General features: G+C 65.0%; 21 protein-coding genes. 8 read left to right on the forward strand and 13 right to left on the reverse strand.

Annotation, left to right across the window (positions count from 1 at the left end):
* The first annotated feature begins 168 nt into the window (after positions 1-168).
* The 3 genes from AC3WJD_RS12115 to AC3WJD_RS12125 all read left to right on the forward strand — a co-directional run bounded on the left by AC3WJD_RS12115 (position 169) and on the right by AC3WJD_RS12125 (position 3810).
* Entirely contained in the window at positions 169-2331 is a 2163-nt protein-coding gene (locus AC3WJD_RS12115) for a methyl-accepting chemotaxis protein (protein ID WP_492746901.1), read from the forward strand.
* A gap of 113 nt (positions 2332-2444) precedes the next feature.
* The gene (locus tag AC3WJD_RS12120; RefSeq protein ID WP_492746902.1) at positions 2445-3287 is read left to right on the forward strand and encodes an HpcH/HpaI aldolase/citrate lyase family protein; all 843 of its coding nucleotides are present in this window, start codon (positions 2445-2447) and stop codon (positions 3285-3287) included.
* A 1-nt stretch (position 3288) separates the two neighbouring features.
* Entirely contained in the window at positions 3289-3810 is a 522-nt protein-coding gene (locus AC3WJD_RS12125) for a hypothetical protein (protein ID WP_492746903.1), read from the forward strand.
* A 101-nt stretch (positions 3811-3911) separates the two neighbouring features.
* Here AC3WJD_RS12125 and AC3WJD_RS12130 read toward each other — a convergent pair whose 3' ends face one another.
* Together AC3WJD_RS12130 and AC3WJD_RS12135 are read right to left on the reverse strand one after the other, a co-directional pair.
* The gene (locus AC3WJD_RS12130; protein ID WP_492746904.1) at positions 3912-4352 is read right to left on the reverse strand and encodes a DoxX family protein; all 441 of its coding nucleotides are present in this window, start codon (positions 4350-4352) and stop codon (positions 3912-3914) included.
* Between the two features lie 69 nt (positions 4353-4421).
* Positions 4422-4901: a DoxX family protein gene (locus tag AC3WJD_RS12135; RefSeq protein WP_492746905.1), complete on the reverse strand. Its 480-nt coding sequence runs from the start codon at positions 4899-4901 to the stop codon at positions 4422-4424.
* Positions 4902-5087: 186 nt separating this feature from the next.
* On the opposite strand from AC3WJD_RS12135, the gene AC3WJD_RS12140 reads away from it, so the two are divergent.
* A complete protein-coding gene (locus tag AC3WJD_RS12140; RefSeq protein ID WP_492746906.1) occupies positions 5088-5450 on the forward strand; it encodes a tetratricopeptide repeat protein in 363 nt (120 codons plus the stop codon).
* Between the two features lie 224 nt (positions 5451-5674).
* On the opposite strand, the gene dcd is transcribed toward AC3WJD_RS12140, so the two are convergent.
* The 4 genes from dcd to AC3WJD_RS12160 form a co-directional block, all read right to left on the reverse strand.
* Positions 5675-6229 carry a dCTP deaminase gene (dcd, locus tag AC3WJD_RS12145; RefSeq protein ID WP_492746908.1) on the reverse strand — a complete coding sequence of 185 codons (555 nt, stop codon included), beginning with the start codon at positions 6227-6229 and terminating at the stop codon, positions 5675-5677.
* Between the two features lie 124 nt (positions 6230-6353).
* Positions 6354-6800 (reverse strand): cytidine deaminase, encoded by a 447-nt coding sequence (locus AC3WJD_RS12150; RefSeq protein ID WP_492746909.1) that lies wholly within the window; start codon positions 6798-6800, stop codon positions 6354-6356.
* Complete coding sequence (locus AC3WJD_RS12155; protein ID WP_492746910.1) at positions 6797-7471, reverse strand: GH25 family lysozyme; 675 nt, start codon at positions 7469-7471, stop codon at positions 6797-6799. Before AC3WJD_RS12155 ends, AC3WJD_RS12150 begins: the two co-directional genes overlap by 4 nt.
* 24 nt (positions 7472-7495) lie before the next feature.
* Complete coding sequence (locus tag AC3WJD_RS12160; RefSeq protein ID WP_492746911.1) at positions 7496-7978, reverse strand: UPF0262 family protein; 483 nt, start codon at positions 7976-7978, stop codon at positions 7496-7498.
* Positions 7979-8189: 211 nt separating this feature from the next.
* On the opposite strand from AC3WJD_RS12160, the gene AC3WJD_RS12165 reads away from it, so the two are divergent.
* Positions 8190-9701 carry a replicative DNA helicase gene (locus AC3WJD_RS12165; RefSeq protein ID WP_492746912.1) on the forward strand — a complete coding sequence of 504 codons (1512 nt, stop codon included), beginning with the start codon at positions 8190-8192 and terminating at the stop codon, positions 9699-9701.
* Positions 9702-9949: 248 nt separating this feature from the next.
* Here the strand turns inward: AC3WJD_RS12165 and AC3WJD_RS12170 are convergent, their stop codons facing one another.
* The 7 genes from AC3WJD_RS12170 to AC3WJD_RS12200 all read right to left on the reverse strand — a co-directional run bounded on the left by AC3WJD_RS12170 (position 9950) and on the right by AC3WJD_RS12200 (position 17620).
* Positions 9950-10720 (reverse strand): phosphoadenylyl-sulfate reductase, encoded by a 771-nt coding sequence (locus AC3WJD_RS12170; protein WP_492746913.1) that lies wholly within the window; start codon positions 10718-10720, stop codon positions 9950-9952.
* Positions 10701-11138 (reverse strand): DUF934 domain-containing protein, encoded by a 438-nt coding sequence (locus tag AC3WJD_RS12175; protein ID WP_492746914.1) that lies wholly within the window; start codon positions 11136-11138, stop codon positions 10701-10703. Before AC3WJD_RS12175 ends, AC3WJD_RS12170 begins: the two co-directional genes overlap by 20 nt.
* Positions 11131-12762 (reverse strand): nitrite/sulfite reductase, encoded by a 1632-nt coding sequence (locus tag AC3WJD_RS12180; protein WP_492746915.1) that lies wholly within the window; start codon positions 12760-12762, stop codon positions 11131-11133. The genes AC3WJD_RS12175 and AC3WJD_RS12180 overlap by 8 nt, the downstream gene beginning before the upstream one ends.
* Positions 12763-12899: 137 nt before the next feature.
* Entirely contained in the window at positions 12900-13196 is a 297-nt protein-coding gene (locus tag AC3WJD_RS12185) for a DUF2849 domain-containing protein (protein WP_492746916.1), read from the reverse strand.
* Positions 13193-13978, reverse strand: a complete 786-nt coding sequence (gene cobA, locus AC3WJD_RS12190; protein ID WP_492746917.1) for a uroporphyrinogen-III C-methyltransferase — start codon at positions 13976-13978, stop codon at positions 13193-13195. Before cobA ends, AC3WJD_RS12185 begins: the two co-directional genes overlap by 4 nt.
* A 738-nt stretch (positions 13979-14716) precedes the next feature.
* Positions 14717-16132: a succinylglutamate-semialdehyde dehydrogenase gene (gene astD / locus AC3WJD_RS12195; RefSeq protein WP_492746918.1), complete on the reverse strand. Its 1416-nt coding sequence runs from the start codon at positions 16130-16132 to the stop codon at positions 14717-14719.
* Positions 16133-16222: 90 nt separating this feature from the next.
* Positions 16223-17620 (reverse strand): protein adenylyltransferase SelO family protein, encoded by a 1398-nt coding sequence (locus tag AC3WJD_RS12200; protein ID WP_492746919.1) that lies wholly within the window; start codon positions 17618-17620, stop codon positions 16223-16225.
* Positions 17621-17658: 38 nt separating this feature from the next.
* Between AC3WJD_RS12200 and AC3WJD_RS12205 the strand changes: the two genes are divergently transcribed.
* The 3 genes from AC3WJD_RS12205 (at position 17659) to AC3WJD_RS12215 (ending at position 21127) form a co-directional block, all read left to right on the forward strand.
* Positions 17659-18531: an alpha/beta fold hydrolase gene (locus AC3WJD_RS12205; RefSeq protein ID WP_492746920.1), complete on the forward strand. Its 873-nt coding sequence runs from the start codon at positions 17659-17661 to the stop codon at positions 18529-18531.
* Complete coding sequence (locus tag AC3WJD_RS12210) at positions 18528-19655, forward strand: glycosyltransferase (protein ID WP_492746921.1); 1128 nt, start codon at positions 18528-18530, stop codon at positions 19653-19655. The genes AC3WJD_RS12205 and AC3WJD_RS12210 overlap by 4 nt, the downstream gene beginning before the upstream one ends.
* Positions 19656-19723: 68 nt before the next feature.
* Complete coding sequence (locus AC3WJD_RS12215) at positions 19724-21127, forward strand: NAD(P)H-dependent flavin oxidoreductase (protein WP_492746922.1); 1404 nt, start codon at positions 19724-19726, stop codon at positions 21125-21127.
* The last annotated feature ends 37 nt before the right edge of the window (positions 21128-21164 follow it).

Consider the following 21164-nt stretch of genomic DNA (forward strand, 5'->3'; position numbering starts at 1 on the left):
CGCCGCCCGCCGCGCGCGTCTCTTATAATGACTGCAAAGTTGCCGTCACGCGGCTGGACGTCGCGGCCGTCTATCCTGCCGCAGCTGACGGCCTTGCCCCGATCGCGCCGGGCGCCCTCTATAATGGAATGGGGGCGGCCCGCACGCCGCGACAGGGAGAGTTTTGTTATGGAACGTTTTGCGAGAATGCCGATCGCCGGCAAGCTCCTGACGGTCGCGGGGCTTGCGATCGGGACGCTGGTGCTGGTCGGGTTTGCCGGTGTGGTGTTCAAGACAAGCGGCGTCGTCGGACAGCTTTCGGCTGACTCGGCGGTGGCGCAGGCGGAGTCGGAGGCCAACGGCCTGCGCGCCGATCTTGACCTGATCGGGGGTGCCGCCCGGGCGATGAGCGGCGGAATCGGCGCGATGCACGAGGCCGGCGTTCGCGACCGGTCGCTGGTGACGGCGACGGTCAAGCCCAACGCCTTTGTCTCGGACATGGCGCTCGGCAGCTGGTTCTTCGCTGAGCCCAACGGGTTTGACGGGCAGGATTCAGCGATGACCGGTCATCCCGCGTCGAATCCCAAGGGCAACTTCGTACCCTACTGGATCCGCGACAACGGCGAGATCAGGCTGGAACCCAACCTCGAAGCCGGTCTCTATTCGGCATCCTACTACGCGCTCGCGCGTGATTCAGGCAAAGCCGCGATCACCGATCCCTATCCCTATGAAACGGGCGGCAAGACAATCACCATGACCTCGATCGCCTATCCGGTGAAGTCGGGCGGGCGGCTGATCGGTGTCGCGGGCGTCGACATCGCGCTGGACACCATCTCGAACCGGCTCGCAAAACTGAAGCCCTTCGGAACCGGCCGGGTGATGCTGCTGTCGGGCTCGGCGATGTGGGTCGCGCACCCCAGTGCCGACGTCCGGATGAAGACGTACAAGGAGGCGGGTGCCGACAAGGTACGTGAGGCGCTTGCCACCGGTCAGACGCAGGTGATCGACGGTTTCGAGGTCGATGGCGAAAGCATGCTGCGCGTCATCTATCCGATACGGCTCAGGGAGCTGAACGCGACCTGGGCGCTCGTGCTGGACGTGCCGACCGCGACGATATCGGCGCCGGCAAGGGGCCTCGCGTGGATCCTCACACTCGGCGGGCTCGTGCTGCTCGGTGTCGCGCTGTGGAGCCTCTTCAGGGCGATCGCCGCGATCGTTCGCCGGCCGCTCGCCTCGCTAACCGAAGCGGTCGACCGACTCTCGCACGGTGAGGATGTCGCGATTCCCCATCTCGATCGCGAGGACGAGATCGGTACGTTGGCAAGGGCGGCCGACGTGTTCCGCAGTGCCGCTGCCGAGCGCGCCGCCGGGGACAAGCGATCGGCCGAGGAGCAACGGGTCGTGACAAGTGCGGTGGGAGACGGGCTGCTGGCGCTCACCGAGGGCGACCTGACCACGCGAATCACGGCTGATTTTCCTGTGGGCTACGCCTCGCTCAAGACCAACTTCAACGAGGCCGTCGATCGTCTCAGCCAGATGATCGCAAGCGTGACCGAAAGCGCGCGTGGCATCCGCACGGGCTCGCAGGAGATTGCGCAGGCTTCCGAGGACCTGGCGCGCCGCACCGAGGGCAATGCCGCGAGCCTCGAGGAGACCTCGGCGGCGCTCGTCCAGATCGACGAGCGGCTCAAGGCTTCGGCAAGTGCGGCGACGACGACCGTCGAACGCGCCGACGGGGCGCTGGCGACCGTCTCGGGCGGGCGTGCGATCGCGGTCGAGGCGGTGCAGGCAATGGACCGCGTCAGCGAAAGCGCCAAGGGCATCGATCAGGTGATCGAGGGGGTCGACAAGATCGCCTTCCAGACGCGCGTGCTCGCGATGAATGCCGCGGTCGAGGCGGGGCGTGCGGGTGATGCGGGCCGCGGCTTCGCGGTCGTGGCCGATCTCGTCTCGGCGCTCGCAATGCGCGCCGAGGAAGAGGCCAAGCGCGCGCGCGACCAGCTGACGGTGACGCAGTCAGACATCGTCACCGCGGTCGACGCGGTGCAGCGTGTCGACACCGCGCTCGAGAACATCGCGGGCGGGGTCAGTGAGGTGCACGGGCTGCTCGGCCAGATGGCGGATGACAACCGCGCGCAATCCTCGGCGATCACGCAGATCAGCGTTGCCGTCACGACGATGGACCAGTCGACACAGCAGAATGCGGCAATGGTCGAGCAGACCTCGGCCGCCGCGCGCAACCTCACCACCGAAGCGGTCGGGCTCGACGATCAGGCCGCCAGATTCCGGACGACTTCGACCGATGACTCGTCCGCGTCCGGGGGCCGCGCACGGATCCTCGCCGCCGCCTGATCCGATCCCGTCCACACTAGAGGACGCGTCCCGCCATTGGTGGGACGCGTCTTGCTTGTGTCGGGCGCGCATTTTCCGGTTGTGCCCGCGCGCGCTTTTTGTCTTTTGGCGGCATGACGATTGCCCGCCCCCGCCGCAGCGCGCTGTATCTGCCCGCCTCAAACGCTCGCGCGATCGAAAAGGCGCGCACGCTCGACGTCGACGTCGTCATCCTCGACCTGGAGGACGCGGTCGCGCCCGAGATGAAAGCCGAGGCGCGCGCGCAGGCGGTGGCCGCGGTCCGCGAAGGCGGCTTTGGCGCGCGCGAGCTGGTGATCCGCGTGAACGGCCTCGATACCGAATGGGGCGCTGATGATCTCGCCGCGGTCGGTGGCGCCGGCACGGACGCGGTGCTGGCGCCCAAGGTCAGCAGCGCGGACGACGTTGCGGCCTATCGGGCGCAGCTGCCCGACATCCCGCTCTGGGTCATGATAGAAACCTGCGCGTCGCTGTTCCGGCTCGACCAGATCGCGGCGTCCGGACCGGGGTGCCTCGTCATGGGCACCAACGATCTTGCCAAGGAGATGCGCGCGCGGCTGACGGTGGAGCGCACCGCTTTCCACCCGGCGCTGGCGTTGACCGTCGCGGCGGCGCGCAGCGCGGGAATCGCGGTGCTCGACGGTGTCTGCAACGAGATCGAGGATCAGCAAATGCTGCGCGCCGCCTGCGATCAGGGCGCCGAATTCGGCTTTGACGGCAAGACGCTGATCCACCCGGCGCAAATCGCGGTCTGCAACGCGGCTTTCTCTCCATCGCCCGAGGCGCTGGCGCACGCGCAGGCCGTGATCGCCGCCTTTGCCGATCCCGCCAATGCGGACAAGGGCGCGATCCGCGTCGACGGCCGCATGACCGAACGCCTCCATCTGGCCGAGGCCGAACGGCTCGTCGCGGTTGCCGCGGCGATCGCGGGTCGCTGACATGACCGAGATGCGCGGCGGAATCGATATCGACTGGCGGCGGCTCGTCGACGGCACGCTCGCCTATGAAATGCCCTGGCCCGCCGCCGATGGCGACCGCTTCGAGCGTATCGCACGCGGTTTCGGCGCGCATTATCAGCTCGACTGGAGCTCGGCCGACGCCTTCGGCTTTTCGCGCGGCGAGGGCTATACGCGTTTTGGCCGGCGCGATGCCTTCAACTATGTCGACCGCGGCACCGTCGAGCGCCTGCGCGCCGAAACGCAGCCGCTGGATGGCGATGGCGAGAATGTGGTGCTGATGCCGCCTGGCTATCGCGGCCTGCGCTTCACGCTCAATATGCGCGTGATCCTGATTTTCTATGCGGTGCTGCTGGCGACGCTCTATCTGGCGTTCTTCATGCATACCCCGGTAATTGCCTGGATCGCTGGCTTTGTCGCGATCTATGCCATGCATGTCGTGCTGGTCGTCGCGAGCCTGCGCCGCAAGCTGGAGCAATGGGTCGCGCGACCGACCTGGCACTGAAACCCGGCCGCACTCGGGAGCTTTGGAAATGATGGACCCCGCGTCCGTCCCGCGCTGCGGCGGGAGGGGCGGGTAACGGCGCTAAGCCGCGATGGAACGGGTCAGCCTTCGGTGCTCGAAGCCGTGCCCGGGGGAACGTCGAGTTCGGTCTGCGCCTTGCCCTCCCAGAAATGATCCATGCTGTAGGGGTTGGCCGGATCCGACGCGAGCACGAGGAAGCCGCCCGCCATGGCAACGTTCTTCAGGAACATCACCAACTGTACCGGTTCCCCGAAGCTGGTGTGGAACATCAGCGCGGTGATCAGGCAAAATCCCGCGAACAGGATCGAAGTTGCGCGCGTCCAGACGCCCATCAGGATGAACAGCCCGCCGATCAGCTCGAAAAAGGCCACCGGCCAGGCGAACGCCTCGGGTAAACCCGACCTGCCGATCGTGGCGCTCGTTTCCGCGATATCGACGATCTTCCCCCATCCGCTGATGATGAAGATAGCCGACAGGAGAATGCGTCCGATCAGCGTCGTCACCCCATTGATCGTGGTCATGATTCCTCTCCTTCTCATGCCATGTGAAGAGGGTGCGCCTATCTTCTCGCGGCGTCAACGAAAGCGATGTTACGCGCGCCGACTCCGCAAGCGTTCCCGCCACGACCGCCGATAAACGGGTGAATCGGCAATAACGGGTTCGCGTTCGACGACGACCGTCCGGCGCCGCGCGCGCCACGCATCGAAGCTGTGCGCAAGCGTGCCATAGGCGAACAGCGTCAGAAATCCGCCGGCCAGCCCGACATTCTTCCAGAAGTGCGCCGCCTGCATCGGATCGGCGAAATTGTTGTGGAACATCAGCGCGGCCAACACGCAGAAAAGCGCGAGCAGCAGGGCCGCCGGCCGCGCGAAGATGCCGAGCAGTATCGCAAGCCCGGCGGCCAGTTCGAAGATCGCGACAGGCCAGGCCAGATCCGCCGAAAGACCCGCGCTCGCCATATACGCCACCGTGCCGGGCATATCGGTCATCTTGCCGATGCCGCTGATGATGAAGATCGCCGAAAGCAGGATCCTGCCTGCCAGCGCGAACAAGCCACTGATGATGCTCATGCGGATGCACTCCTTCACCTCGTCGGATCAACAACGCGCGGCGTGCCCTGAAGAGCCATGCCGCGAGCGTTGCCCGATTGTCGTTGCATTCTTTTCATTTGCGACTGTTTCACGAAAGTGAGATTAAAGTGTCATAAAACTGAAACACAGTCGTCACCAGAACGACACAGTCGGGAGTTTGGAGAGATGTTGAAAAAGGTTGCTGCCGGCTTTTCCGCGGTCGTTCTCCTCGCGCTTGCGGGCGCAGCGAATGCTGCGGGTGAACCCAATCGCTATGGTTTTGAGCAGATTGCCGCCAAGGATCTCAAGGGTGCCGAGGCGCGCCTCGATGCGCAGCGGCTCAAGGAGCCCAACGAGCCCTCGGTGCTTCTGAACCTTGCCTATGTGTATCGTTCCACGGGGCGCGCCGCCCAGGCGAACGCGCTTTACAACGAAGTGCTGAGTCAGCCGGACGTGCTGATGGCGCTTGGCGACGGACGCCCGGCATCGAGCCATCAGATCGCGCTCAAGGCGATGGGACAGCCAAGCGGCTACGCTTCGCGGCAATAGCTTCAGGGAGAGGAGGGGCGTACCCCGGTTCCGGCCTGTTAGCTCCGGGCCAAGACTAATGGCTGAGGTACGCCCCAAACATAAAATGGAACAATGCCTTGGACGGCGCGCCAGCCATCACGGTTGGCGCGCCGCTGCTCTGTTCGGTGTCTCTCAACTTTGAATAGAGCCTGATTCACGCTTTCGGTGGAAGCGCATAGCGCTTCCACCTCAACCGATCAGCTCTAAAGCCGCGGCAGCGTCACGCCTCGCTGGCCCATATATTTGCCCGCACGGTCCGCATAGCTCGTCTCGCAAGGCTCGTTGCCCTTGAGGAACAGGAACTGGCACGCCCCCTCATTGGCATAGATCTTCGCGGGCAGCGGCGTTGTGTTGGAGAATTCGAGCGTCACATGCCCCTCCCAGCCGGGTTCGAGCGGGGTGACGTTCACGATGATCCCGCAGCGCGCATAGGTCGACTTGCCGAGGCAGATCACGAGCACGTCGCGCGGAACGCGGAAATATTCGACCGTGCGCGCCAGCGCGAAGCTGTTGGGCGGTATGATGCAGACATCGGTCTTGCGGTCGACGAAGCTGTTCGCCGCGAAATCCTTGGGGTCGACGACCGCGCTGTCGACATTGGTGAAGATCTTGAACTCGTCGGCGACGCGCGCGTCATAGCCGTACGATGACAGGCCATAGCTGATGCAGCCGTCGCGGCGCTGGTTCTCGACAAAGGGCTCGATCATACCCGTCGTTTGCGCGTGTTCGCGGATCCACTTGTCGGAAAGGATTGCCATTCTTCTTCCGTTCACTCCGTGTCATTCCCGCGTAAGCGGGAATCCAGACGATATTGGTGTGGGTCACCGGCCCCGCATGGATTCCCGCTTTCGCGGGAATGACAGTGAAGGGCAAGCCGCTGCTTCATCTGATGCCGAGATCGGCGGGGCCGAAGGCGTGGGGAAGGAGGTCGGAAAGCCGGTGCGTCTCCACCGTCTCGCCGTCGCCCGAGGAACAATGGACGAGAATATCGCGCCCGCCAAGCTGCGCTGCCTCGTTCAAAATCTGGCGGCAGCGGCCGCATGGCCGCACTGCATCGGCGCCCGTGACCCCTCCGTCGGCACCAAGCATGCCGCCGATGATGCCGATCTCGGTCACCCGCCGCAGGCTGCCCTCGCTGTTCGCCTTGGCCAGCGCCACCGTCTCGGCGCAGAGCGAGAGGCCATAGCTCGCATTCTCGAAATTGGTTCCCGTCACCACGCTGCCATCATCGAGCAGCAACGCCGCCCCCACGCCGAATTTGGAATAAGGTGCATGTGCGAAGGCAGCGGCCTCGCGCGCAGCGTCGATAAGTTTTTTCCTATTTATCATTCGCGCACCACATTCCATTCGACAGGCCCATCGACGCCCTCGATACGCCGGAAATCGGACGCGCGCCACATGACCCAAGGCGAATCCTCCTGGTCGGGCGCGAGGAAGTTGCGCGTCCGCCAGCGCGTCCGCTGCACCACCTCTGCGATCGCGTATTCGTCCTCGAAATCGTCCTCGATGCGCAGGATGGCGGGCTTGCCACTATGCGCCTCGATCATGCTCACCAGTGTCGCGACCTGTTTCTGCACATGCTCGCGCGACGGACGCATCGGACAATTTTCCTCGAATTGCAGCACGATCGCGGGCGGCAACGCCTCCGCCTCGCGCGGGACGGTGGCGATGAAGGCGGTCGCCTGTTCGGCGGCGTCGCGGCACAGGCTGTAGTCGTGCCACGCGCCCCGCCGCAGGCCTGCGGCGTTCGTCTCGGCCCAGCTGGTCTCGAACGCGGGGTCGCGCTGCACGCCGCCTGTCGCCTTCAGATAGGCGATGTCGGCGCCCCCGGCCTTGAGGGTGGGCCAGTGGATCGGTCCCTCTTCGGCGGAGACGCTGACGCCCTGGATAGGAAATTGCTCAGTGGCCGGGTGCCATCCGCGCGCATAGCCCCAGGCCGCGCCCGCGAGCGCGCAGCACGCAAGCACGCCGCCCCCGAGCAGCGTGAGCTGCCGCTTCACCGTCCGTCGCCCCATTGCCCCGTCTTACCCCTTGATATGCAGCACGCAGATCAGCGTGAACAGCCGCCGCGCGGTATCGAAATCCAGATCGATCTTCCCCTCGAGCCGCTCGACGAGCAGCGCCGCAGCATCATTGTGGAGGGCGCGCCGGGCCATGTCCACCGTCTCGATCTGCTGCGGCGTCGACTGGCGGATCGCCTGGAAATAGCTGTCACAGATCGCGAAATAGTCCTTGATCGGACGCCGGAAGCGCCCGAGCCCGAGGATGATCGATTCCAGCGGCGTCCTGTCCTCGCGCCCGATATCGATCGCCAGCCGCCCTTCCTCCACGCGCAGCCGGATCGCATAGGGGCCCTTGTAGCCGTCGTCATGCTCGCGCTGCGGTGCGAAGTGATTGCCCTCGAGAATATCGAAGATCGCGATGCGGCGTTCCTGCTCGACATCGGCGCTGCGCCAGATGATCGTAGCCTGGTCGAGCTCGATATCGATGATGCGCGGGTCCGCCATTGTGTCCGCCTCTATCGGGGAAGCGGTCTCGCCTCAACACCTCCTGATCGTGTCATTCCCGCGAAAGCGGGAATCCAGACGATGCCCGGCCCCTCGATGCTCCATGGATTCCCGCTTTCGCGGGAATGACATAGATGTGCTATGGGTTATCCACAGAAACATACAGGGTTGTTCCACTTGAGTGGAACCGCGGGGTGGAACACACAGCGGCATGGCCGATCCGATCCGACTGATTCCCGCCAGTGAAGGCGAAACCCCCGAGCTTCCGCAGAATATCGAGGCGGAGGCGGCGCTTCTCGGCGCGATGATGCTCGACAACCGCGTCGCCGAGGACGTGATGCAGAAGCTGCGCTCCGAGCATTTCTACGAGCCGGTTCATGGCCGCATTTATGATGCCATCCTCAAGCTGGTGACCAAGAACATGGTCGCGAGCCCCGTCACGCTGCGCCCGATGTTCGAGGGCGATGAGGCGATGAAGGATCTCGGCGGCCCCGCCTATCTGGCCCGCCTCACGGGCAGTGGCGCCGCACTGATCGCGGCGCGCGATTTTGCCGAGCAGATCTACGAATTGGCGATGCTGCGCGCGCTGATCGGCGTCGGACGCGAGCTCGTCACCAAGGCGATGGACACCTCGGACGAGGTCAATCCCAAGAAGCAGATCGAGGACGCCGAGGTCGCGCTCTACCGGGTGGCCGAAGAGGGCGGCGAGACCGGCTCGGTCAAGTCCTTCCTTCAGGCAAGTCGCACCGCGGTCGAGATGGCCGAGAAAGCGCTCAATGCGGGCGGCGGCCTGTCGGGCGTCACCACCGGCCTGACCACGCTCAATGCGCGCATCGGTGGTCTCCACCACTCGGACCTCATCATCCTCGCGGGCCGTCCCGGCATGGGCAAGACCTCGCTCGCCACCAACATCGCCTTCAACGCCGCCAGCCGCTGGCAGCGCGATTTCGAGGACGGGATCGACATGAAGAAGTCGGTCGGCGCCAAGGTCGCCTTTTTCAGCCTCGAAATGGCTGCCGACCAGCTCGCGACGCGTATCCTCTCCGAACAGTCGGGGATCAGCGGTGAAAGCCTGCGCATGGGTAAGATCAGCCAGCAGGATTTCCGCAACCTCGCGCGCGCCTCGGGCGAGCTCGAAAACCTGCCGCTCTATATCGACGACACGCCCGGCCTCACCATCGCCGCGCTCCGCACGCGCGCGCGGCGGTTGAAGCGCCGTCACGATATCGGCTTCATCGTGATCGACTATCTCCAGCTGCTCCAGGGCTCGGGCAAGTCGAGCGACGGCAACCGCGTGCAGGAAATCTCGGAGATCAGCCGCGGCTTGAAGACGCTCGCGAAGGAACTCAACGTCCCCGTGATCGCGCTCTCGCAGCTCAGCCGTGCGGTTGAATCGCGCGAGGACAAGCGCCCGCAGCTGTCGGACCTTCGTGAATCGGGCTCGATCGAGCAGGACGCCGACATGGTCTGGTTCGTCTATCGCGAGGATTATTATCACTCGTTCAAGAAGCCGACCGAACCCAACGCCAACTCCACCGCCGAGGAGCATGACGCGTGGAACGCGTGGCTTCAGGAGGATTTCAAGATCAGCGGCCTCGCCCAGCTCATCATCGCCAAGCAGCGCCACGGCGCGACGGGCTCGATTAAGATGCGCTTCGACAGCAAGATCACGCGCTTCGGCGACTATATCGAGGATAACCGGCTGCCCGAGCAGTATAACTGAGGCGCCGTCCAAGGCGACACACCACTGAAAAACCCACCTTGTCATTCCAGAAGCCGATTTTACCCAAATCTCAGATTTGGATAGAAAATCGAGCTATCTGGAATCCGTGAACACGGAGCCAAGAGGGCCGGCGGCAATGTTCATGAATTCCGGGTTCCAAGTCGAAGCGGCGAAAAACCTTCGGTTTTTCAGGCTCGACTAAGCCCCGGAATGACACCCGCGGATAATTGGGACGTTGTCGCCGTCCCTCAGAACACCGGCTGGTTTGCGGGATCGTCGGGGTCGGCGATCGGCGTGTGGATGCCGCACTCGACCTTGTCCCAACCGCGCCAGCGGCCCGCGCGCGGATCCTCGCCCGGCTTCACCTTGCTCGTGCAGGGCTGGCAGCCGATCGAGGGATAGCCCTCGGCCTCGAGCGGGTGGCGGGGCAGGTCGTGCTCGACGAAATAGGCTTCGAGGTCTTCCTTGGTCCAGTCGGCCAGCGGGTTGATTTTCAACCGGTCGCCATCGACCTCGAAGCGGGGCAGGCCCTTGCGCGTCGCCGACTGGAAGCCCTTGCGGCCCGAGATCGAGACGTCGAACCCCGCCAGCTCGCGCTCGAGCGGGATGACCTTGCGGATCTCGCAGCAGCCATCGGGGTCGTACGACCAGCGCAGCTCCTTGTCGTCCTTCTTCGCCAGATCCGCGGGATCGGGGCGATAGGTGATGACATTGGTCAGGCCCAGCAATTCGGTCAGCGTGTCGCGATAGTCGAGCGTCTCGGGGAACATCTTGAGCGTGTCGCCGAACAGCACGGGCACGTTCGGATCGATCGACGCGATCAGGTGCAGCAGCACCGCGCTCTCGGCCCCGAAGGACGAAACGACCGCGATCCGGCCAAGGCTGTCTTCCTCGATCAGCGTGCGCAGCATCTCGACGGTATCGGTGCCCCGAAACCGGTTGTTGAGCGCGATAGCATCCGCCTCGGTGAAACGCGGACGGGCATCGATAAAGTCGATTTTACGCAAGGCTTGGGTCATGACGGCGTTTCCACACGGGCACTGCGGCGTCGGCCGCGCCCTGATAATATTGGTGATAGCGTTCGAGCGACGCCTTCAGCACTTCGGGATCGACGGGCTGTTGCGGCGCGAAACTGTCGAAGCCGCAGCGGCGCATGTGCGGGATCTGGTCGACGAGCACATCGCCCTGCGCGCGCAGTTCGCCCGTATAGCCTGCCTCGCGCAGGATGCGCGCGGCCGAATAGCCGCGGCCGTCCCTGAATGCGGGAAAGCTGATCTCGATCAGCGCGAGCCGGTCGAGAAAGGGAATGAGCGCGCGCACATCCTCATCGGGCTCGACCCTGACAGCCGTAGCGTTCGACTGGTCGAGAAAGGCGTCGAGCGTAACCGCCGGCTCTTCATGCGGCGTGGTGTCGCTGAGCGAGACGGGGTTACCCATAAATGGCTTCCTTGAAGGGTTCGATGCCGACGCGGCGATAGGTGTCGACGAAGCGCTCGCCCTCGGTCCGCAGCGCCTTGTAGGTGTCGGTCACCTTCTCGATCGCATCGACCACGCCGTCCTCGTCGAAGCCGGGGCCCGTGATCTTGCCGAGGCTCACATCCTCCGCACCCGAGCCGCCGAGCAGCAGCTGGTAGTTTTCGGTGCCCTTACGATCGACGCCAAGGATGCCGATGTGCCCGGCATGATGGTGGCCGCAGGCGTTGATGCAGCCCGAGATCTTGAGCTTGAGTTCGCCCAGGTCGCGCTGCCGGTCGAGATCGGCGAAGCGCTGCGCGATCTTCTGCGCGACCGGGATCGAGCGCGCATTGGCAAGGCTGCAATAATCGAGGCCGGGGCAGGCGATGATGTCGCTGATCAGGTCGAGATTGGGCGTGGCGAGCCCCGCGGCGTCGAGCGCCTGCCAGATCGCATGGAGATCGGCCTTCCTCACATTGGGCAGCACGATGTTCTGCGCATGCGTCACGCGCAGCTCGTCGAAGCTGTATTTCTCGGCAAGGTTGGCCATCAGGTCGATCTGGTCGGCCGAGGCGTCGCCCGGAATGCCGCCGATCGGCTTCAGGCTGATGTTGACGATCGCATAGCCCGGCTGCTTGTGCGCCGCGGTCTGCGCCTGCACCCAGACCCGGAAATCGGGATCGGACAGGTCGATCTCGTCCGATACGCCCGCTTCATAGGCCGGCGGGGCGAAGAAGGCTGAGATGCGCTCCAGCTCGGCAAGCGGCGGGTCGATGCCCAGCGTCTTCACATGCGCGAACTCTTCCTCGACCTGGCGGCGATATTCGTCCGCGCCAAGTTCGTGGACGAGGATCTTGATCCGCGCCTTGTAGATATTGTCGCGCCGGCCATAGCGATTGTAGACGCGCAGGCACGCCTCGACGTAGCTCAGGAAATCCTCAATCGGCACGAAGTCCTTGATCTCGGGCCCGATCATAGGCGTGCGGCCCATGCCGCCGCCGACAAAGACCTTGGCGCCGAGCCGTCCGTCCTTCTCCAGCAGTTCGACGCCGATATCGTGCAGCCGCATCGCCGCGCGGTCCTCGGGCGAGGCGATCACCGCGATCTTGAACTTGCGCGGCAGATAGCTGAATTCGGGATGGAAGGTCGACCACTGGCGCAGCAGCTCGGCCCAGGGCCGCGGATCGGTCACCTCGTCGGCCGCGGCGCCCGCATACTGGTCCGAGCTGATGTTGCGGATGCAGTTGCCGCTGGTCTGGATGGCGTGCATCTCGACGGTCGCCAGCTCGGCGAGGATGTCGGGCGCGTCCTCGAGCTTGATCCAGTTGTACTGGATGTTCTGGCGCGTCGTGAAATGACCATAGCCGCGGTCGTATTTGCGCGCGACATGGCCCAGCATCCGCATCTGCTTGCTGCTGAGCGTGCCATAGGGCACCGCGACGCGCAGCATATAGGCGTGCAACTGCAGGTAGAGCCCGTTCATCAGCCGCAGCGGCTTGAACTGGTCCTCGCTCAGCGCGCCCGACAGGCGGCGCTTCACCTGATCGCGGAACTCCTCGACGCGGGCGTCGACGATCGACTGGTCGTATTGGTCGTATTGGTACATTTTTCAGTCCAAACCTGAAATGTCATTCCCGCGAAAGCGGGAATCCATGAACACCGTCTTCCCAGAAAACGGCACGGTTTCCGTGTTCCGGGATTCCCGCTTGCGCGGGAATGACAAGAAAGAGGGTTCGAAGGCCATCAAATCACCCAATTCCCTGCATCGGGGTCGGCGGGTTTCAGCGTCAGGTCGGGGCGGACGGTGGGACCGAGCGCACGGATGCGGTCCTTGATATGCGCGGGGCGGGGGCCTTCTGGCGTCGCGGTCGCCTCGATCACATAGGGGCCGTTGACGCGGCGCGCGGCCTCTTCGGTGCGCGCGATCGCCTCGCCCTGCTCGTCGACATCGACTGCGTCCTCGACATGGCGCGACCAGTCGGTGCCGGTCCACCACACCACATCGCCCGTCGGCAGGTCATTGCCCGTCAGTATCTTCACGCAAGAGTCTCCGCCTGTCTGGCAAACTGGAAAAGCCGATCCTCGGCATCGGCGCGCAGCACGACCTCGCCGACCACGATCAGCGCGGGGCTCTTCACGCGCTCGCGCGCGATCATGTCGCCCAGGTCGGTCAGGATCGTCCGCAGCGCGCGCGCGTCCTTGCGCGTGCCCTTTTCGAGCACCGCCACGGGCATGTCGGGCGCAACGCCGTCGGCGATCAGCTTGTCCGCGATCTCGGCCGAGGTCGCGACACCCATATAGATGACGAGCGTGCGACCCTTGCCCGCAAGCCCCGACCAGTCCTGCTGGGTCAGCCCCTTGCACTGGCCCGCGACGAAGCTGACCGCGCTCGATGCCTCGCGGTGGGTGAGTGGGAGCAGCGCCTCGGCCGCGCAACCAACCGCGGCGGAAATGCCGGGGATCACTTCGACGGGAACGCCCGCCATGCGGCACGCATCGACTTCCTCGCCGCCACGACCGAAGATGAAGGGATCGCCGCCCTTGAGGCGCACCACGGTCTCGCCCTTCAGCGCCTCGTCGACGATCAGCGCATTGATGCCGTCCTGCGCCAGCGTATGCCGCGCCCGGCTCTTGGCGACCGAAATCCGGCGCGCGCTTGCGGGGGCAAGTTCGAGGACGCGATCATCGACCAGCCCGTCATGCACGACCACGGTCGCGCGCTCCAGCGCACGCACCGCGCGCACCGTCAGCAGATCGGGATCACCCGGTCCCGCGCCGACCAGCAGCACCGTTCCGGGGACAATGTCACGCCTCTTGTCCATGACAGCCAGATGGATCGTCCCCCCGCCAAACGCAAAGCAGGCTTTTTTTGGGAGCGGTTAGCTGAGCTTGTGCGGGGTGGGATTGCGTTTGGCTGATTGGGCGATTTCGACCGAATCCTTGCCGTTCAGAGGCCTTTGTTGAGTGCTCTAAGTTGGCCCTTCGTTTAGCAGTGTCAGTAGATTAGTCTGAAATTGGCACGAGACACCCTTGTCGGCATACGATCGCGTGATATGCTATCAGTTAGACATCGGAATTGGAAAATGCATCGTCCACTTCTGGATATAACTGATCGAATAGCTGAACCGCCAAAGTGGTGGATAGATGGGATTCCCCGATATTGTGAATATCACCCCAAGCTGGCGATCGGGTCATTCAGCATTTTAATTCGTGTTTCCTGCGAAACGTGTGGGCATCATTTTGACGTCGCTTTTGGAGCAAACAAGAAGCTGGGGGGCGGCCTGGTCGACTTGGAAACTGGCTTTCTTGTCGTAGATGCCTTTCCGAACCCTCCATTCCATCTTGGGTCTAATGGATTTAACTGCGCCGGTAATCACAATGGCGTGATCCCAATTGCGGTCCTTCAAGCTTGGGAGGCGCGGGGTCGGACATGGGCGCCGGATTGGGAACGCCGCGCAGACTTGGAAGGCTCCACGCTCGCCGACATGTGAGCAGCCATGCCACACGATCCCCATCGTCCGCGAATCCAGAAATCTCTCTCGGCTGATACGCCGCGTTACTTATCCATCCCGCAACCCGATTCCGATCGCCGCGCGTGCCTGATCCATTTCAGAGGACACCACCGGATAGGCGCAATAGTCCGCCGCGTACCACGCGCTCGGGCGGTGGTTGCCCGACAGGCCGAGCCCGCCAAAGGGCGCGTTCGACGGCGCGCCGTTGGTCGGGCGGTTCCAGTTGACCACGCCCGCGCGGATTTCGGTCCAGAAGCGGTCGTAGAGCTTGGGGTTTCCACCGATCAGCGAGGCGGACAGGCCGAAACGCGTATTGTTGGCCTCGGCCATCGCGCTTTCGAAATCGGGAACGCGGATCACCTGCAGCAGCGGGCCGAACATCTCGTCGTCGCCGCGGTCGGCGACACTGGTCACGTCGATGATGCCGGGGGTAAGGAAGGGGCGGCCCTCGACAGGGCGATCCATGCGCCGGATCGGTACGCCGCCCTTCATCATGAGTGCCAGATAGGTTTCCTGCAGCGCATCGGCGGCGTCATTGTCGATCACCGGGCCCATGAAGGGCTGGGGCTCGTCATGTGGCGCGCCGATGATCAGCCGGTCGGCGAGCTTGCCGATCTTTTCGAGGATCGCCTCATGCTTGCCGTCCTCGACGATCAGCCGCCGCGCCGCGGTGCAGCGCTGGCCCGCGGTCAGAAACGCGCTCTGCACGATCGTGGTGGCGGCGGCGTCGAGATCGGTGGGGTTCCACAGCAGGATGGGATTGTTGCCGCCCATTTCGAGCGCGAGGATCTTGCCGGGCTTTTCGGCGAACTGGCGGCTGAGCTGGAGCCCCGCGCGCGCCGATCCGGTGAAAAGCAGCCCATCGATTCCGTCATGCGCCGCAAGCGCCTGCCCCTGTTCGGCGCCGCCTACCAGCAGCCGGACCACACCCTCGGGCACGCCCGCCTCGTGATAGCACTGCACGAGCAGTTCGCCGGTCGCGGGCGTCTTTTCCGACGGCTTGAACACCACCGCATTGCCCGCGATCAGCGCGGGGATGATATGGCCGTTGGGCAGATGCGCGGGGAAGTTGAAGGGGCCGAGCACGCCGAGCACACCGTGCGGCTTGTGACGTACCGCGTTGCGCGCGCCCATCGCGCCTTCGAGGCGGCGCTGGCCGGTGCGCTCGCCATAGGCCGAAACAGAGATGTCGACCTTGGCCATCACCGCCTCGACCTCGGTGCGCGCTTCCCAGAGCGGCTTGCCCGTCTCGCGCGCAATCAGCTCCGCGAAAACCTCGGCATTGCCGCGCACCACGTTGACGAAGCGGCGCAGCGTCTCGATGCGGACGGTGACCGGGCGCGCGGCCCATTCGGGAAAGGCGGCGCGCGCGGCCGCGATCTCGGTTGCGGCATCGCCCACACGGCTGCGCCAGAGTTCAGCGCCCGTAGCCGGTTCATATGAGACGATTTCGGGCGCGGTCATCGGGGCCACGCTCTCCAGCATCCGCGTCGGCACGTCAAGCCGTGGCGCTCACCTAAGCCCCTCCCTTGAAAGGGAGGGGCGAAAGCGGCCTTACCCCGCCATCGCTTCCCCCATGCGACGCACCGCCGCGACCTTTGCCTCCAGCGCGGACCAGTCATCGGCCTCGGCGATCCGCGCCCAGATTGCCTCGACCTCGTCGATATGCATCGAGCAGGGCGCGGCATCGGACCAGTAGGGATGATCGAGCGTGCGCGCGGGCTCATAGCCCGCCACCGCCTCGCGGAAATCCTCGAACGCCGGTCCCGCATAATACATGTCGGCGGGCGTCGCGCCGCGCTTCCGTCCGCCGGCCCAGTCGAAGAAGAAGCGGTCGATCTCGACCGTCCCCTCCATCAACGCCTTCTCGATCGCGCCGACCAGCGGCTTGTCGAATTCCGCGCCGCGCGGCCTGACCCCCAGCCGCCACAGGAATCGGTCGATCAGCCCGTCTTCATAACCCTGCGCGAAGGGTTCGATCGCGGGCACCAGTTCCTCGGCCTCGGCCACCAGTCGCAAGGCAACCGCGAGCTGGACGATGTTCCAGTGCACTGCCTCGGCCTGCCGGCCAAAGGCATAGAGCCCGGTCTGGTCGAAATAGGCGGCGGTGAAGCCGGGGTCGTAGAATGGCGTGAAGCGCCACGGGCCGTAATCGAAGCTCTCGCCCGTCACGTTGATATTGTCGCTGTTGAGCACGCCGTGGACGAAGCCCGCGGCGATATAGGAGGGAGCCAGCCGCGCGGTGCGGCGCACGACATGGCCGAGCAGCCGCGCGGGCGCATCCTCACCGGCTTTCTCGCCGAAATAGTGCCTGAGCACATAGGCGATCAGCCGGTGCATGCCCTCCTCGTCGCGCAGATAGGCGAGCCGCTGGAAGCTGCCGATGCGGATATGGCCGTGGTTCAGCCGCACGAGCACCGAGGACCGCGTCGGCGAGGGCTCGTCGCCGCGCTCGAGCGCCTCGCCCGTCTCTATCAGCGAGAAGGTGCGCGACGTCTCGACCCCCAGCGCCTCGAGCATCTCGGTCGCCAGGATCTCGCGCACGCCGCCCTTGAGCGTCAGCCGTCCGTCGCCGAAGCGGCTCCACGGCGTCTGCCCCGAGCCCTTGGTGCCGAGGTCCATCAGCCGCCCGTCGCCGTCGCGCATCTGCGCGAACAGGAAGCCGCGCCCGTCGCCGATCTCGGGATTGTACACGCGGAACTGGTGCCCGTGATAACGCAGCGCCAGCGGCTGCGTCAGATTGTCGGGCAGCGGATCGAAGCGCCCGAAATGCGCGATCCAGTCGTCATGGCTCAGGCCCGCAAGTCCGATCTCGGCTGCGGCGCGATCGTTGCGGAACCCCAGCTTCATTTCGGGAAAGCGCGCGGCCTCCACACGGTCGTAGAACGACTCCCCCAGTTCGAGGATCGGCGTTTCGGGGCGATATTTGGCAGCTTGCGGGAGCGTCGTCATGCGGCGATATGGAGGGGGAAAGGGGAAGGGCGCAACCTATGGCGGCATTCGCGGACGGATATTGGTGGTCGAATGACGGTTTGCGCCTGCATTACCGCGACTATCCGGGGCCGTCGGATCGGCCACCCATCCTCTGCATCCCCGGGCTGACGCGCAACGCGCGCGACTTCGAGGGCGTTGCCGAGCGGCTTTCCGGCCGCCATCGCGTGATCTGCGTCGATCTGCGCGGGCGCGGTGAAAGCGCCTACGCCAAGGACCCGATGACCTATGTCCCGCTCACCTATGTGCAGGACATCGACCGACTGATCGATGAGCTCAAGCTTGACCGGCTGATCGCCTTCGGCACCTCGCTGGGCGGCATCGTCTCGATGCTGCTCGCCTCGACGGAGCCCGCGCGCTTCGCGGGGGTGCTGCTCAACGATGTCGGGCCGGTGATCGAGCGCAAGGGGCTCGACCGGATCCGCGGCTATGTCGGCAAGCCCGGCGCCTGGCCGACCTGGGTCCATGCGGCGCGTGCGCTCGCCGAGACCAATGCCGATGTCTATCCCGGCTATGAGCTGCAGGACTGGCTGCGCATGGCCAAGCGGCTCTACCGGCTCAATGCGCAGGGCCGCATCGTCCCCGATTATGACAGCAAGATCGCCGAGCCCTTCCGCCTGCCCGGGGGCGAGGCGGGGGTCGATTTGTGGCTCGCGCTCGACGCGATGTACGCCGTCCCCGTCCAGATCATCCGCGGCGAACTGTCCGACGTGCTCAGCACGGAGACCGTCGCGCAGATGAAGAAGCGGCTCGACGATGCGCGTGTGACGACGGTGCCCGGCGTCGGCCACACCCCGACGCTTGAGGAGCCGCAGGCCGCGCGTGCGATCGACAAGTTCCTCGCGGCGGTCTTGAGTGAAGTGGCTGCGTGACCGTCCACATCCTGCACCTGCATTCCAGCTTTGATCTCGGCGGCAAGGAGGCGCGCGCCGTCCAGCTGATGAACGCCTTTGGCGACCGTGCGCGGCACACCGTCGTCAGCGGCGTGCCCGGCGCACTCGGCGCGCGCGCGGCGATCGACCGGCGCGTGAAGGCCGCCTTCCCCGACGATGCGACCCCGCTCACGGGCAAGCCTTCGGTCGCGCGCTATCAGGCGCTGGCGCGCTATATGCGGCGCTTCGATCTCGTGCTTACCTATAACTGGGGCGCGATGGACGCGGTGATGGCGCGACGACTGTTTCCCGCAGGCGTGCCGCCGCTGATCCATCATGAGGATGGCTTCAACGCCGACGAGGCCAGGCGTCTGAAGACCGAGCGCAACATCTTCCGTCGCGTCGCGCTGCCGGGCGCGGATGCGCTCGTCGTGCCCTCGCAAAAGCTCGAGGCGATCGCGCGCGACACCTGGAAACAGCCGGATTACCGTGTCCACCGTATCGCCAACGGGATCGCCACGCGTCGCTATGCGGGTCGTCCCGATCCACGGGCCTTGCCGGGCTTCGTCCGCGGCAAGGACGATCTGGTGGTCGGTTCGGTGGCTGGGCTGCGCCTCGTCAAGAATCTGCCGCGACTGGTGCGCGCGGTCGCGGGGGCAGGCAAGGCACTCAGGCTGGTGATCGTGGGTGAGGGGCCCGAGCGCGCCGCGATCGAGGCCGAGGCCGCACGGCTCGGCGTCGCGCTCACCCTGCCGGGGTTCCAGCGCGATCCCCACCGCTATGTCGGGCTGTTCGATATCTATGCAATTTCCTCGGACTCTGAACAATTTCCTATTTCGCTCGTCGAGGCGATGGCCGCGGGGCTTCCGGTGGTTGCCACCGATGTCGGCGACATAGCCGCGATGGTAGCGCCCCGGAACCGGCCTTTTGTCGTGCCGCGCGGCGGCGAAGCCGCGCTCGCGGGCGCGATAGCCTTGCTGGCGGCCGATCCCGCGCTTCGCATGCAACTTGGTGCTGACAATCGCGCCAAAGCTGTGGCAGAATATGACGAGCAAGTGATGATCGCGCGCTATGGGGGCCTTTACGGCGGCGCGATCGGGCGATCCGGGGCGCTTGCGGGCTAGACCATTTTGTCCGCGCATTTTGTGCGCAGCCTGCTATTAGGCGCCGGGATTTTGAGGGAGTGATTGAATTGTTCAAGGGTCTTAAGCCCATCCTTTACGGCGGCCGCGAGGTGTGGCCGTTGATCGAGGGTGGCAAGGGCGTCGCGGCCAGCAACCATATGAGTTCTGGCGCGTGGGCGGCTGCGGGCGGCATCGGCACCGTTTCTGCGGTCAACGCCGACAGCTATGATCCGACGGGCAAGATCATTCCGCAGATCTACCGCGCCAAGACGCGGCGCGAGCGCCATGAGGAACTGATCGAATATGCGATCGCGGGGGCGGTCGACCAGGTCAAGCGCGCCTTCGAGATCGCGGGCGGCAAGGGCGCGATCAACATCAACGTGCTCTGGGAAATGGGCGGCGCGCAGCGCGTGCTCCACGGCGTGCTCGAACGCACGCGCGGAATGGTCGCGGGCGTCACCTGCGGCGCGGGCATGCCCTACAAGCTGTCCGAGATCGCGGCCTCGTACGAGGTCAACTACCTCCCCATCGTCAGCTCGGGCCGCGCCTTCCGCGCGCTGTGGAAGCGCGCCTATTCCAAGGCCGCCGAGTGGCTGGCGGGCGTGGTCTATGAGGATCCCTGGCTCGCGGGCGGGCACAACGGCCTGTCCAACGCCGAGGATCCGCTCAAGCCCGAGGATCCCTATCCGCGCGTCAAGGCGCTGCGCGACACGATGCGCGAGGGCGGCATTTCGGACGACGTGCCGATCATCATGGCGGGTGGCGTCTGGTATCTGCGCGACTGGAACCACTGGATCGACAATCCCGAGCTCGGCCAGATCGCCTTCCAGTTCGGCACGCGCCCGCTGCTGACGCAGGAAAGCCCGATCCCCGAGGGGTGGAAGGCGCGGCTGATGACGCTCAACGAGGGCGATATCCTGCTCCACCGCTTCTCGCCCACGGGCTTCTATTCCTCGGCGGTGCGCAACCCCTTCCTGCGCAATCTCGAGGCGCGCTCTGAACGCCAGATCGCCTTTTCGGGCGATCATGCGGGCGATCACCAGTTCCAGCTCGACGTCGGCGTCAAGGGCAAGAGCTTCTGGGTCACGCGCAACGACCTGTTGCGCGCGCGCGAATGGTACGGTCAGGGCTTTACCGAGGCGCTCAAGACCCCCGACAACACGCTCGTCTTCGTCACGCCCGAGGAAAAGGTCGTCATCCGCAAGGATCAGGCCGATTGCATGGGCTGCCTGAGCCATTGCGGCTTTTCGAGCTGGATGGACAGCGAGACCAACTCGACCGGCCGCCTCGCCGATCCGCGCAGCTTCTGCATCCAGAAGACGCTGCAGGACATCGTCCATGGCGGGCCGACCGAGGAGAACCTGATGTTCGCGGGCCACAACGCCTTCAACTTCAAGAAGGACCCGTTCTATTCGAACGGTTTCGTGCCGACCGTGAAGCAACTCGTCGACCGCATCCTGACGGGCGACTGAGGCTAAGAACCCCGGCTCAGGCCGGGGTGTCGGTGCT

This window comes from Sphingobium sp. FW306-1B-F04DB (genome assembly GCF_058781925.1).